Origin of the sequence: Bacteroides celer (genome assembly GCF_002632415.2) — a bacterium.
Taxonomy (GTDB): Bacteria; Bacteroidota; Bacteroidia; order Bacteroidales; family Bacteroidaceae; genus Bacteroides.
This window is the reverse complement of record NZ_CP178209.1, coordinates 965,275-979,574: the sequence shown is the minus strand read 5'-3', so window position 1 is coordinate 979,574 and position 14,300 is coordinate 965,275. Positions and strand designations below refer to the sequence as shown.

Genomic DNA, 14,300 nt, shown 5'->3' with positions numbered 1-14,300 from the left:
CTATTGTTTCCAAACGGTTTGCAAATATAAAGATTTTTAGAGAGACTATAATACATTGATTCTCTAAAGTTTCAGAACAGAGTCGCGTTTTTTTTGCAATTATAGTATTCAATTCAACAAAGAATTAAAACAACATAGGAAGCAGATGGATAGCAATAACCCAATTCTTTCATAAACTCCTTCAAAACTATGCCTTCAACCGCATCACAAACCGACTTCCCTTCCCCAATTCACTCTCTACCGTCAGCGTACCACCATGAGTTTCCACAAAATCCTTCGAAATAGATAATCCCAAGCCACTGCCTTGTACTTTCGTTCCGGGTACACGGAAATAACGGTCGAAGATGCTTTTGTGATAACGCGGGTCGATACCCTTTCCAAAATCCTGAACATAGAGTTCGATCATATTTTCATCCTGTTTGGCACCGATAATCACACGCCCGTTTTCTTTAGAATAACGGATAGCATTACTTAGCAGATTTGTCAATACCCAGGCAATCTTTTCACTGTCGACAAAGAGTTTGCCGATTTTCTCTTCCGGATATTCCACTTCTATCTGGATATTAAACTTATCCGCTTGCACCTGATTAGCTTTGATCGCATATTCGATCAACTCAATCGGTTTGGTGATCTTCGGCATAAACTGTAGTTTTCCGGCTTCCACCTGGGTCATGTTAAGCAATTCTCCGGTGATACTCAACAAACGCTCGCTATTCTCCTTGATACTCTTAGACAGTTGCTCCTGTTCATCATTCAATGCACCGACACGCTTATCTTCCAACAGCTGGAGGCTCATCATAATAGCAGCAATCGGAGTCTTCAGTTCATGAGATATCGTCGAGATAAATGTAGTCTTGGCAGAATCCAGTTCCTTAAATTCCGTGATATTCTTTAATAAAATAACATCACCCAGTTTGCGAGGTTCCCCTTTTTCAGCCTCCGTATTAATGATAGGGACATAAGAGGCCTTAAAGTAACTCTCTTTGTCGTCAGCATATATCTTCAATGGTTCCTTCTGCTCGCTTGGCGTCACCAGTTCACGGATCAACCGCCGCAACAGGTCATTCTTCAAAGCCAGTTCCTCCGCCGATTGACGAATCACATTCTCCCGTTTCAGATTCAAGACATTGAGTGCTTCCTCATTGATAAACAGAATTTCACGCTCCATATTCAAGCCGATCACCGGATCATCTATACTGTTTACAATTGCTTCAATAAATTTCTTTGCAGAAAGAATATCCGACAAAGTACTGGCACGATATTCGGTCAAACGTTCCGCCATCCGGTTAAAACTATCCGCCACATCCCGGAATTCTTCATTATTATTCATCTGCAGACGCTTCTCATAATTATGATTGGCTATTTCAAGAATTCCCTCTTTCAGCTCTTTAATAGGCTTGCTGATAGTACGGGGCAACCAATAAAGCAATATCAGTCCGGTCAAGATACAGATTCCTCCCGTTACGGAAATCCATAACAAAGCACGTTCCAATCCGGGCATAGCAGCAGGACTATCAGGTTCTGTCGCTGTCAGAATTTGAAGATTCACAACTGAAAGTGTTACCAGCAAAATAATCATTCCGGCCAGCATTCCGATACCGAGAATCAGTTTCGTTTTAATATTCATAACGTTCATACGATTAATATTATGCAAGTATAATCAAATCTACATTAGCTTGTGACAAATTATTTAAAAACTTTCTATATCCCAGTATAGAACAAATAGCGTATGGCAACCTTAAATTAGGAGTTCCCATGCAAACAGTCGATATCTGTTTCTCTTTACAAACCTTGACGATGCTACCCAAAATATCCTTCGACTGCACCTGCACCACCTCTCCCCCAAGTTCCGCCACGAGCTTAAAATGGTTCAACAGATACCGTTGACTGGCTAGATCAATTCTATCCATACTCTCTTTCGGAGTCTGAACATACAGGGCTATAAAAGTAGTATTATACCGGGTTGCCAACTTTGCCGCCTTTCTGATAATCCGCCGGGGTGTTTTCTCATGACTACTGATACAAGCCATAAACTTCTCATGCCGGAGTCCGACGGCTACTCCCATCACCACCTCATTCTCCACCTTTTTTTCTACCCGCAACGCTACTTCCTTCAAAGCCAACTCACGTAACTGAAGAATATTCTCTGTCCGAAAGAAATTATCCAATGCCGTCTGAATCTTTTCCGGACGATATATCTTACCCGCTTTCAAACGTGCAATCAGCTCCTCTGCCGTCAAGTCAATATTCACCACCTCATCCGCTTCCTGAAGAACACTGTCGGGCACCCGTTCTTTCACTTCAATACCCGTAATCTCCTGCACTTCTTCATTCACGCTTTCAATGTGCTGAATATTGATTGCCGAAATCACATTGATTCCCTCATCCAGCAAAGTTATCACATCCTGCCAACGTTTCTCGTTCAAGCTACCTTCTACATTGGTATGAGCCAGTTCATCCACAATTACAATTTCCGGATGGACACGGATAATCGTATCCAGATCCATTTCTTCCAATTCTTTCCCCTTATAGAAGATTTTGCGACGCGGAATGACAGGGAGCCCTTGCAGCAATGCTTCCGTCCCGGCGCGTCCATGAGTTTCGATATAGCCGATTTGCACGTTCACACCGTTCTCCAGCAGTTCATGCGCCTCCTGAAGCATACGATATGACTTTCCCACACCGGCTATCATACCGATATAGACCTTGAATTTGCCCCGGTGGGACTTCTTTATCAGATCCAAAAAATACTGTACACTATGTTCTCTATCATCCATTACGTCAATCTGTTATTTTAAACATCCTAACCCGTAGTAATCATCACGATCACCACGGGTTTCACAAAAATTCATGAGTTTATTTTATGGCCTTAAAGTTACGCCAAATACTAAATGGGCGTCCTCCAAACGTGGATTCCATATAGCCTGTACAAATATAGGCAATGAAAACTTATCATTAAAATTTATTGCTTTCGTTGCTTTCAAAGCTAGGTTCGTCACTGCAAACCCATTCACATTATACTGCGGAGTCTTATAAGGAACCACTCCACAAGTAGCATTCAGATCAACTCCTTTCACACTGAACGGATAATTCAGTTCTACGTAAGAAGAGTATGCCTGCTTTTCCTCCCCCTCATCAGTCGTTTTTCTGTCAGCACCGGCAAACATGGTATACCATGCGATAGATAACGGGAACTTTTCAATAGGAAGCGTATAAGCTAACCCTGCTTCAAAATGATGTCCGGTGTCTCCACTTTTAAAATGGAAATAATTATTGGTAAGTTCTCCATTAGCCACATCAGCTTGTCCGTCCCACCAAAGAGTGGCTACAGAAAGTGTCGGTCCCGCTTCACCAAACTTATAAGCTGCGGTTAGGTCAATTTCTTTATTACTCTCACTCAAACTGGTTGAGCCCCATGCAGTAAGCGAGAAATTACCTACGCTAAATCCCAAAGTCGGCTGAAAGGAAGCGGCTCCCCCCTGATAAATACCACGCCATACATACGAACTTACCAAATCACCTTGTATAGTAAACTCTTGTGCTTGTGCATTGCTAGTTCCCAACATACATACGGCTGCTACAGCCATTGTTCCTAAAATACTCTTTTTACTAAAAAAACTTTTCATACTTTTTATCTAATTCTATTTTATGTTCCTGTAAAAAAGCAGCGCCCCATCCAACCCTGTTAATTTGAACCGCGGCATAACCCAAACGGTCCGGACAGGAACGCTGCTCAATCTTCATCTACTTATTGCTTTCCTCTAAAGCGATATTCAATTTCAAGACATTCACCTTTTCTGTTCCCAACAACCCCAAAAACGGTTTTTCTATGCTTTTATCAACAATCGCTCTTACTTGTTTTTCTGTTAATCCACGTGCTTGTGCTACTCTCTTCACTTGTACATACGCACATTGAGGAGTGATATTAGGATCCAGTCCCGAACCACTGGCCGTAACCATTTCGGCAGGCACATCCGCACGATTCAAATAAGGATGATGTACAAGGAAAGTATCAATACGCGCTTTCACTTCATCCAGATATTCTTGATTCGTAGGCCCTTTATTACTACCTGCGGAACTCGTCGCATCATACCCGTCACCGGCAGAAGAAGGACGTCCCCAGAAATAAATATCTTTTGTAAACATCTGACCCACATTGGCTGCTCCCACTACTTTCCCATCCAGCGTAGCCACCTCGGCATTTCCTTTATTAGGACCTGCTACCTGTGCGAACACCCACAGGATAAGGATATAGAACACGGAGAAAAAGACACAAAAAGCAAGTGTTATTTTTAATGACTTCAATAAAGTTTTCATTGCTATTGTTTTTTAATTAAAAGAATAAACCTACTACTAAATCTATCAATTTGATTCCCACGAAAGGAGCAATCACACCACCCACACCATAGATCAGCAGATTACGGCGAAGCAAAGCACTTGCACCTATCGGCTTGTATTGCACACCACGCAAAGCCAACGGAATCAGAATCGGAATAATAATCGCATTAAAAATGACTGCCGAAAGAATAGCACTTTCAGGACTATGCAGATGCATGATATTCAGAGCAGCCAGTTCAGGAATAGCAATCATAAACAAGGCAGGAACAATTGCGAAATATTTGGCCACGTCATTGGCAATAGAGAAAGTAGTCAGCGTACCACGTGTCATCAACAATTGTTTACCGATTTCCACAATCTCGATCAATTTCGTCGGATCGTTATCCAAGTCGACCATATTACCGGCTTCCTTTGCTGCCTGTGTACCGCTATTCATGGCTACACCCACATTGGCTTGTGCCAGAGCAGGAGCATCGTTCGTTCCGTCTCCCATCATTGCAACCAATTTACCAGCCTGCTGTTCCTTCTTGATATATTCCATCTTATCTTCCGGTTTAGCTTCAGCGATAAAATCATCCACACCGGCTTTTTCAGCAATATATTTTGCAGTTAACGGGTTATCCCCTGTCACCATGACCGTCTTCACTCCCATCTTACGCAGACGTTCGAAACGTTCCTGAATACCCGGTTTGATAATATCCTGCAACTCAATGACACCGGTCACTTTCTTGTTTACACATACTACCAACGGCGTATCACCATTGCTAGAGATAGAAGAGATGATCTCTTCCACTTCTTTCGGAAATTCATTTCCTTCACCTTCCACCATCTTACGGATAGCATCGAAAGCACCTTTACGAATCTGTGTTCCATCTGCCAAGTCTACTCCCGAACATTTAGTTTCAGCCGTAAACTTAATCATACGTGCTCCTGTTGTATTCAGATTACGCATACGAATGCCCGACTCACGTCCCAATTCTACGATAGACTTACCTTCCGGCGTTTCATCGGATAAGGAAGACAACAGACAAGTTTCCACAAAATCGTGCAGATCGACACCCGGAGCTGTATGGAAATGAGTTGCTTTACGATTACCAATGGTGATAGTACCCGTTTTATCCAGCAGTAATGTATCAATATCGCCCGCAGTTTCAACCGCTTTACCGGATTTAGTAATCACGTTGGCGCGAAGTGCACGGTCCATACCGGCAATACCGATGGCAGAGAGAAGTCCACCGATAGTTGTCGGGATCAGACACACAAACAAAGAAATAAGCGAAGCAATAGTGATGACCGTATTACTATAATCGGCAAACGGTTTCAAAGTCACACACACAATGACGAAAACAAGCGTAAAACCTGCCAGCAAAATAGTCAACGCAATCTCATTCGGGGTTTTCTGACGGGAAGCACCTTCCACCAATGCGATCATCTTATCAAGAAAACTTTCTCCCGGTTGGGTAGTCACCATCACCTTTATATGATCGGACAGTACTTTCGTACCTCCTGTTACCGAACTCTTGTCGCCACCTGCCTCACGAATGACCGGAGCAGACTCACCGGTAATGGCACTTTCATCAATAGAAGCCAACCCTTCAATAATCTCACCGTCGGAAGGAATCACGTCTCCTGCCTCACAGACAAACACATCCCCTTTCTTCAACTGTGAAGAACTGACAGTAACGATTTTATTGCCTTCCACTTTCTTTGCCGGTGTCTCTTCACGAGTCTTACGCAAACTGTCGGCCTGTGCTTTACCACGTGCCTCTGCAATAGCTTCGGCAAAATTGGCAAACAGCAAAGTGATAAACAGAATGATAAACACGGCAATGTTGTAAGCAAACGAACCCTGTGAAGAATTAACAATGGAGTAGAGCGTCACAAGCAGCATGACTACCGTAGCCACCTCTACCGTAAACATAATCGGATTCTTTATCATCATTCGTGGGTTCAGTTTCACGAATGATTGTTTCAAACTTTCTATAACTTGCTCCTTTGGAAACAAAGAAGCTGATTTATTATCTTTCATATCTTCTCTAATTCAGTATTACAAACTTAAATGTTCAGCAATCGTACTCAATGCATGTACCGGGAAGAACGACAGAGCGGCAATAATGAAGATAACTACAAATGTCATTACTCCGAAAGTCAATGTATCCGTCTTCAACGTACCGGCACTTTCCGGTATGAATTTCTTCTGCGCCAGTAGCCCGGCAATGGCAACCTGTCCGATAATAGGAAGGAAGCGACTCAGAATTAAAACGATACCACATGTCCAGTTCCAGAAATAAGTATTATCACCCAAGCCTTCGAAACCGGAACCGTTATTGGCGGCACAAGAGGTGTACTCGTAAAGCTGTTCACTCAAACCGTGGAATCCTAAGTTGTTCAACCATCCACCTTCACTTTCCACAAAATCTGGATGGTGTACATAAATATAACTTGAGATTGCCGTAAACACCAAGATTACAAATGGATGAAGCAGAGCTACAATCGTAGCGATTTTCATTTCGCGGGCTTCTACTTTCTTACCGAGGAATTCCGGTGTACGTCCCACCATCAAACCGCTGATAAACACTGCAATGATAATGAATGTATAGTAGTTCATCCACCCTACACCTACACCGCCAAACCAGGTATTAATCTGCATATTCAACATTTCCATCATACCGGACAGAGGCATGGTAGAATCATGCATACCATTCACAGAACCATTGGAAGTTACGGTCGTTACAATACTCCACAACGCGGTTGCTCCGGCTCCCAAACGCACTTCCTTACCTTCCATCGCACCATTGTCCTGTGCAATTCCCAGCTCATCGATGCGCGGATTACCCCCCATTTCCTGACTGACATTAATGCACACACCGACCAGAAAAGCGAAAAGCATTACTCCGAATATACTGTAAGCCAACTTCTTTCTGCGGGTATAGAAACCCAGTGCAAATACCATCGCCATCGGGATAATCAAAATAGACCAACATTCTACCATGTTAGAAAGATAAGTCGGATTTTCCAATGGATGAGAGGAGTTCACGCCAAAATATCCACCGCCATTCGTACCCAACTGTTTAATAGGAACAATTGCGGCCGTAGGACCTTGAGAAACCATCTGTTCCTGACCTTCAAGAGTAGTGACTTTCATCTTACCGTCAAATCCCATCGGAGTTCCCTGAAGAATCAGGATAAAACCTACAATCAGAGAAAGAGGTAATAAGATACGCGTACAACTTATTACCAGAAATTGCCAGAAGTTACCAATCGTTTTGGTTGTTTTTGCAGCAATACTCTTCATAATACCTGCCATAGCAGCCATACCTGTTGCTGCGGTAATAAACTGGAAAAGCATGATGACGAACAATTGAGTAAAATAAGTCAGTCCGCTTTCACCGCTATAGTGCTGTAAGTTACAGTTCACCATAAAACTAATACAAGTATTGAATGCCTGATCCGGAGTCTGCGGTCCGTTGCCGTCCGGGTTTAAAGGCAACCATCCTTGTGAAACCAAGAGTACCATTCCCCAGAAAAACCAGAAAGCATTCAAAATCAACAATGCTTTCTGGAATTGTTTCCAGTTCATTTCTTCATTGGGGTCGATTCCACAAACTTTATAAATGACTCTTTCGATAGGAGCCATAAAATCAGACCAGGTCTTTTCTCCTCTGTAGACCTTGGCAATGTATTTTCCCAGTGGATAAGCCAGAATCACCATCAAGGCTATCTGAACAACCACGCCTAAAATTTCTGTATTCATATACTTTTTACCTTAAACTGTGTGTGTTACTTTAAAACTTCTCGGGTTTGATGAGCACATACATCAAATAACCGAAGATTGCAATACCTAATACGAATAATGCTGTGTACATAATCAATTCTCCTTTTTTCTTTAAATATTCTCAAACCAGTCTACACATTTCCAGAACAGCCAGAAACAAGCGAAACCGCTCAACAGGCAGAAAATAAATGATAGTGTTATTCCCATGTTTTTACCTTTTAAATGATTACTATAAATTTTTACTTGCCATTCTTCATACCAAATGCGTGCCACAAAAAACAAAGAATACATAATAAGCTAACATTCAAATAGATACAAACAAGCTGTTACTTTCTTTCCATCCAACATACCCTTCCATTTTGAAAAAAGGATTCCATTTTGAAAAGACAAAAGGAGGATACTACATTTTCATAATCAGTTGATAATAAACGGCTAAGCATCAACATAAGTCAATTGGTACATGCTTTGCGAAGAAATAGATATGAAACTTTATATTATTGCAAACAGATTACCTGTCAAAGTAGCCGGCACAAACGGCACATTCGTATTTTCGCGTAGCGAAGGCGGACTGGCAACAGGTTTGGATTCTCTCCAGACTTCTTATGAGAAGCACTGGATAGGTTGGCCCGGAATATGTACAAATGAAGAGAAGGACCAGCAAGAGATTAACGAGAAACTACAGGAAATGAATTTTCATCCGGTCTTCTTGTCGGAAAAGCAAATTGAAAACTACTACGAAGGATACAGTAACAGTACTATCTGGCCTTTGTGTCATTACTTTTATGCTTATACCTTATATAAGAACTGTTTCTGGCAATCCTATCAACAAGTCAACCGACTCTTCTGTGAGGAGATTTGCCGGCTGATACGTCCCGGCGATAAGGTATGGATACAGGATTATCAACTGATGCTACTTCCCGGAATGTTGAGGAAAATATATCCGGAACTAAGTATCGGTTATTTCCATCATATCCCGTTCCCTTCTTACGAACTCTTCCGTATTCTTCCGGAGCGTGCCGAGATTCTGAAGGGTCTGCTGGGAGCAGACTTCATTGCTTTCCATACTCATGACTATATGCGTCACTTCATCAGTGCCGTAGAGCGTGTGCTGCATCTCGACTTCAAACTGGATGAAGTACAGATCAACAACCGGATGGTCAGAGTAGAAGCATTGCCGATGGGAATCAACTATGAATCCTATCATCAGGCTTCAGAAAATAAAGAAGTACATCAGGCCATTGAACGAACCCGGAAACTTTTCGGCGAGCATAAACTGATCCTGTCAGTAGACAGACTGGATTACAGCAAAGGCATATTGCACCGTCTTCGTGGCTTTGCCACCTTCCTCGAACATCATGCCGAATATCACGGTAAAGTTACATTGGCAATGGTCATTGTCCCTTCACGCGACCATGTAGGCAGCTATGCGGAACTAAAAACAAAAATTGACGAAGAAATCGGCTCTATCAACGGACGTTACTCCACAATGAACTGGACTCCCGTATGTTATTTCTATCATGGCTTTTCACTGGAAGAACTGACTGCCATGTACTATGTGGCCGACATAGCCCTCGTCACTCCACTTCGGGACGGAATGAATCTGGTAGCCAAAGAATACGTAGCTACCAAATGCGACAATCCCGGTGTACTTATCCTTAGCGAAATGGCAGGTGCCGCCGTAGAATTGACGGACGCTATCCAAATCAACCCGAACGATACGGAACAAATAGAAAACGCTATTTGTCAGGCACTTGAAATGCCCGAAGAGGAACAAAAACAACGCCTGAAACGTATGCAAAGCATTCTGTCCGTACAGACAGTCAACAAATGGGCAGCCGACTTTGTCAATGAACTGAACGCGACATGTATGAAAAACGATATGTTACGAAAAAAACGTATTGTAGCCGCTAGCATTGCACAAATCAAACTCAAGTATAACCATGCCAAACAACGCCTGATTCTGCTGGACTATGATGGTACGCTGACGGCTCTCAAACCACGTCCCGAGGATGCACAACCTACACCGGAACTCATTTCTATTCTACAACAACTGGCTAGCGATCCCGCCAATCATATTGTTATCAATAGCAGGCGGGATCACTTTACATTAGAAAAATGGCTTGGCACCCTTCCTATTTCTATGGCTGCCGAACATGGGGCTTTCTATAAAGAAAACGGAGTCTGGCATAAAAACATAAAGAAGATAGAATGGGGAGCAGGTATTCTCTCTATCCTTCAAATGTTTGTAGACCGTACTCCCCGTTCCCATCTGGAAGTGAAGGAAACTGCCCTGGCCTGGCATTATCGTGAAAGTGACGCATGGCTCGGCACATTAAGAGCCCAACAACTCGTCAACACGCTGATTTCGCTCTGTACCCGGCAGAAACTACAAATTCTGCAAGGAAATAAAGTGATCGAAATCAAATCACCGGATTGCAATAAAGGTTCGGAGGTAGGGCGTCTGCTAGCCAACAGACGTTATAATTTTGTTATAGCGATGGGAGACGACACTACAGATGAAGATATGTTTCAGGCATTACCGATGAGCGCTATCACCATTAAAATAGGTAGCGTATCCGAAGCCGCCAACTATCACCTGTCTGCCCAATCTGACGTACTTCCTTTCTTACGGTCTTTACTAGGCAAACAAAAAACTGCCACAAAAGAAGGAAGTATTAAGAATCGCCTGACTTTCGCTTTCGACTTTCTCAAAGATCTATTAAAAACTCAATAAAAAGCAATCAATATGAATAATTTAAATTATGGAGTGATAGGTAACTGCCGAACGGCAGCTCTCATTTCGCAGAACGGAAATATCGAATGGCTCTGTTTTCCCGATTTCGATTCTCCTTCTATTTTTGCCAGTATGCTCGACCGGGAGAAAGGAGGAGCTTTCGGGTTCGAAGTTTCCGGAGACTATCGCATCACACAAAATTATGTCCCCCACACCAATATTCTTTCTACCCAATTCTCCTCCGATGAAGGAGAATTCGTAGTGCTCGACTATATGCCCTGCTATCGTTCACAAGACGAAACAGGGCATTATTTACCTGCCGAATTATACCGCTACATACATTGGATAAAAGGGAAACCGCGTTTCAAGATCAACTATCATCCGGCCCCGAACTATGCGCAGGGACAAGTGATCCTTAATATCACTCCACAGTATATCGAATCCTACTGCTCCTTTGACAACAAGGACAGACAATATTTATATGCTTCCCTGTCTCTTCAGGACATCAAAGAGAAAAAAGAAATCATTCTTGAAAAAGACGAATTTCTCCTGCTCTCCTATAACGAGAAAGTGATCCCAATCGACATAGAAAGGGAGAAAATAGAATATTGCCGTACGCTGGTATATTGGCTGAACTGGACAGACAGAAGCAAGAAATACACTCTATATAATGACGTAATCGAACGGAGTTTATTGGTTCTGAAACTAATGTCCTACCACAACGGAGCTGTGCTGGCAGCACTAACGACAAGCCTTCCGGAAGCTGTAGGAGAAGTGCGCAACTGGGATTACCGCTTTTGCTGGCTTCGGGATGCTTCCATGTCCATCGAAACCATGTTTCAAATCGGACATACCAGTGCAGCCAAACGCTTTATGAAATTCATCCAATCCACATTCGTTTCCAAACATGACTATCAAATTATGTATGGCATCCGGGGCGAGCACCAACTAACCGAAGTGATGCTCGACCATCTATCCGGTTATAAGAACTCCAAACCCGTACGAATAGGAAATGATGCATACCATCAGAAACAAAACGACTCTTTTGGTTACCTGATGGACCTGATTTACCAATATTATCGCCTCATGCCCGGCACACTGGATGAAATTGAAGACATGTGGGAAATGGTAAAGACCATTTTAGCAAAAGTAGTAGAAAACTGGAGAAAGCCCGATAAGGGAATCTGGGAGATCCGGGGAGAAGGACAACACTTTGTTTCTTCCAAAGTGATGTGTTGGGTAGCTTTAGATCGCGGAGCTAAAATCGCTCAAATGCTTAACAAATATAATTATAGCGAACGTTGGCAACTGGAAGCCGAAAAAATAAAGAAAGACGTGATGAAATATGGCTGGAATAAGGAACTTCAAAGCTTCACACAGACATATAATAATCAAGCAATGGATTCTTCATTACTATTGATGGAACCCTATGGATTTATAGAAGCAGATGATATACGCTATCATAAAACAGTGGAAGCTGTCAAGAAAGCCCTTTTCCATAAAGGACTTATGTATCGCTATAACAGCAAAGACGATTTCGGGTTGCCTACTTCTGCTTTTACGATTTGTACATTCTGGCTTATACGGGCATTGTTTGTAACCGGCCATAAAGAAGAAGCACGCTGCCTGTTTGACGAAGTTCTGAAATACTCCAATCATCTCGGATTGTTTAGTGAAGATATTGATTTCGAAACCAAAGAACAGTTGGGCAACTTCCCGCAGGCATATTCACATCTGGCATTAGTAAATACAGCTATCTTATTTGCAGAAGAAGAGAAGAGGTTAGGCTCAGTTGTAATTCTTGGGGAATTAAGTTTAGTCAATTCCCTTCATGCATATACCTTTGCTAGCCTAAAAAGGAAGAAGCTCATATCCACTACTCCTCTAAATGATGCCCTAAATGCTTTGATTTTAGCATTAAATGCTTCCGCTGCTGCATTTGTACTCCTGTTCACAAAGAAGTTCAAAATCCTTTCATAATGATTCTCAATAGAGTTTGCTACTGTTGTGAATGTATCGTATCCATATTCTTCAATCTTATTATACCATAGTGCCAGCTTTGCTCTTGCTACATCCTTGTCATAGTTTGTGGAAAAGATCTTTCCCAACTCCAATGAGTAGTAATATACATGCTTAATATCTTCAAACTGCTTGAAAAGTAATTCTGCCCTGATTTTCTGGCTCTTGGTCCATTTATCAGGTGATTTAAATAATAAATATCTGCTTCTGGCTAATAATTGCCTGAATGTATCTCCGTTTTCGAGTTCTTCTGCTTTATGTACTTCCCCCTTCTCTTTTGCGGCTTTCATGGCTTTATTCTCCTCTTTTATCACTTGCCATCTATATGTAATACGCAACTCTTGTACAGCTTCGTATACAAGTTTTTGTACATGAAACCTATCAATCACCTGCATGGCACGTGGAAAGCACGTTTTCGCAATCTTTTGCATGCTCCCTGCCATATCCAGTGTAATTTCTTTGACTTGATTACGCAGCTCCTGTGGCATCTTTGTAAGTACCGCAATGATATCATCAGCTTTAGTGCCCTGAATTACAGCTATAATAGAACCTTTCCTACCTCGCTTATCTCTATTTATTAAGATGGTATAAAGATCTCCCTTGCTCAAAGCCGTTTCGTCAATACATAGGCGATAACCCATATTCTTTGGATAAAGGATATACTCTTGGGCATGTGCTCTCTGATCCCAATTCTGGAAGTCACTCAGGTGATCTTTATATTGGCTTTGAAGCTGTTTGCCATCCATACAGTAATGCTCAGCTACACTTTGGCAGCTAACGGCGTGATTATCTAAGTAATTCTTTTAAAAAAGCACCGAACTCAGCGGTTATGCGAGTACCGGTGGCTACCAAACTCCAGTCACGACTATATGTCTGCCCAGTGGATGGATCTTCCCAGCGACGACGCTTGATACGTAAATAAACGGCTTTACCACGGATAGGGAAGTCCTGAACTTCAATCTCAGGGAGGAAACCTTTTGAGTGAAGATGGAGATCTGAGTACTCAGCAGGAATAGTGGCTTTCTCCTCTAAATAAAGAATAAAGCAAGTATCCTGAGAAACATGATTGACTAGGGTAAAGTAATCAAGGATTCCTGAAGGCAAGAACAAGCTTAAAGAAACAACAGGATCAATCGTTTGGGAAGAGGATGTGTTCATGATGCAAAAATAAGAATTTTAACGCAATCCCCCAAGTTTTCAGACTGAGCCAGAGGTTATCTTTTATCCGGCCTTAGAGAACGCCCTGATTCAGAAGTGATAAAACACAGAAAGCCCCTTGATTCATTTTGAATCAAGGGGCTTCTTAAAAACGGCGGCTACCTACTCTCCCACTGTTACGCAGTACCATCGGCGTGACGAGGCTTAACTTCTCTGTTCGGAATGGGAAGAGGTGGAACCCTCGTGCTATAACCACCTGAATAAGGTTATGACATG

Annotated in this window: 10 protein-coding genes, 1 rRNA gene and 1 pseudogene; 2 read left to right on the top strand and 10 right to left on the bottom strand. The window is 42.3% G+C overall.

The features are described 5' to 3' along the window. Positions 1–187: 187 nt before the first annotated feature. The 7 genes from CJF29_RS03510 to kdpF all read right to left on the bottom strand — a co-directional run bounded on the left by CJF29_RS03510 (position 188) and on the right by kdpF (position 8,204). Positions 188–1,627 carry an ATP-binding protein gene (locus CJF29_RS03510; RefSeq protein ID WP_176553143.1) on the bottom strand — a complete coding sequence of 480 codons (1,440 nt, stop codon included), beginning with the start codon at positions 1,625–1,627 and terminating at the stop codon, positions 188–190. A gap of 19 nt (positions 1,628–1,646) precedes the next feature. Continuing rightward, positions 1,647–2,777: a sensor protein KdpD gene (locus tag CJF29_RS03505; protein ID WP_004309023.1), complete on the bottom strand. Its 1,131-nt coding sequence runs from the start codon at positions 2,775–2,777 to the stop codon at positions 1,647–1,649. A gap of 84 nt (positions 2,778–2,861) precedes the next feature. Beyond that, positions 2,862–3,626, bottom strand: a complete 765-nt coding sequence (locus tag CJF29_RS03500; protein WP_004306399.1) for a hypothetical protein — start codon at positions 3,624–3,626, stop codon at positions 2,862–2,864. A 118-nt stretch (positions 3,627–3,744) separates the two neighbouring features. Continuing rightward, complete coding sequence (locus tag CJF29_RS03495; protein ID WP_004306397.1) at positions 3,745–4,317, bottom strand: K(+)-transporting ATPase subunit C; 573 nt, start codon at positions 4,315–4,317, stop codon at positions 3,745–3,747. A 16-nt stretch (positions 4,318–4,333) separates the two neighbouring features. Further along, positions 4,334–6,367, bottom strand: a complete 2,034-nt coding sequence (gene kdpB / locus CJF29_RS03490) for a potassium-transporting ATPase subunit KdpB (RefSeq protein WP_099146740.1) — start codon at positions 6,365–6,367, stop codon at positions 4,334–4,336. 18 nt (positions 6,368–6,385) lie between these two features. Next, positions 6,386–8,092 carry a potassium-transporting ATPase subunit KdpA gene (gene kdpA / locus CJF29_RS03485; RefSeq protein WP_099146739.1) on the bottom strand — a complete coding sequence of 569 codons (1,707 nt, stop codon included), beginning with the start codon at positions 8,090–8,092 and terminating at the stop codon, positions 6,386–6,388. Between the two features lie 31 nt (positions 8,093–8,123). After that, a complete protein-coding gene (kdpF, locus tag CJF29_RS03480) occupies positions 8,124–8,204 on the bottom strand; it encodes a K(+)-transporting ATPase subunit F (protein WP_032849815.1) in 81 nt (26 codons plus the stop codon). Positions 8,205–8,573: 369 nt separating this feature from the next. Between kdpF and CJF29_RS03475 the strand changes: the two genes are divergently transcribed. Beyond that, positions 8,574–10,847, top strand: a complete 2,274-nt coding sequence (locus CJF29_RS03475) for a bifunctional alpha,alpha-trehalose-phosphate synthase (UDP-forming)/trehalose-phosphatase (RefSeq protein WP_176553142.1) — start codon at positions 8,574–8,576, stop codon at positions 10,845–10,847. A gap of 12 nt (positions 10,848–10,859) precedes the next feature. Then, positions 10,860–12,641: pseudogene (locus CJF29_RS03470) on the top strand (glycoside hydrolase family 15 protein); the annotation flags it as partial. A gap of 35 nt (positions 12,642–12,676) precedes the next feature. On the opposite strand, the gene CJF29_RS03465 reads toward CJF29_RS03470, so the two are convergent. From CJF29_RS03465 to rrf, 3 genes are all read right to left on the bottom strand, one after another. Next, positions 12,677–13,612, bottom strand: coding sequence for a transposase (locus CJF29_RS03465; protein WP_074556840.1), 936 nt, complete (start codon positions 13,610–13,612; stop codon positions 12,677–12,679). Between the two features lie 40 nt (positions 13,613–13,652). Next, entirely contained in the window at positions 13,653–14,024 is a 372-nt protein-coding gene (locus tag CJF29_RS03460; RefSeq protein WP_074559397.1) for a transposase family protein, read from the bottom strand. Between the two features lie 149 nt (positions 14,025–14,173). After that, positions 14,174–14,284: ribosomal RNA gene (gene rrf, locus CJF29_RS03455) — 5S ribosomal RNA — on the bottom strand. Positions 14,285–14,300: the final 16 nt, after the last annotated feature.

Coding starts and splice junctions, on each gene's coding strand:
- CJF29_RS03475 (WP_176553142.1), top strand. CDS start 8,574: ATGCTTTGCGAAGAAATAGATATGAAACTTTATATTATTGCAAACAGA.
- CJF29_RS03500 (WP_004306399.1), bottom strand. CDS start 3,626: ATGAAAAGTTTTTTTAGTAAAAAGAGTATTTTAGGAACAATGGCTGTA.
- kdpB (WP_099146740.1), bottom strand. CDS start 6,367: ATGAAAGATAATAAATCAGCTTCTTTGTTTCCAAAGGAGCAAGTTATA.
- CJF29_RS03495 (WP_004306397.1), bottom strand. CDS start 4,317: ATGAAAACTTTATTGAAGTCATTAAAAATAACACTTGCTTTTTGTGTC.
- CJF29_RS03510 (WP_176553143.1), bottom strand. CDS start 1,627: ATGAATATTAAAACGAAACTGATTCTCGGTATCGGAATGCTGGCCGGA.
- kdpF (WP_032849815.1), bottom strand. CDS start 8,204: ATGTACACAGCATTATTCGTATTAGGTATTGCAATCTTCGGTTATTTG.
- CJF29_RS03505 (WP_004309023.1), bottom strand. CDS start 2,777: ATGGATGATAGAGAACATAGTGTACAGTATTTTTTGGATCTGATAAAG.
- CJF29_RS03465 (WP_074556840.1), bottom strand. CDS start 13,612: ATGGATGGCAAACAGCTTCAAAGCCAATATAAAGATCACCTGAGTGAC.
- kdpA (WP_099146739.1), bottom strand. CDS start 8,092: ATGAATACAGAAATTTTAGGCGTGGTTGTTCAGATAGCCTTGATGGTG.
- CJF29_RS03460 (WP_074559397.1), bottom strand. CDS start 14,024: ATGAACACATCCTCTTCCCAAACGATTGATCCTGTTGTTTCTTTAAGC.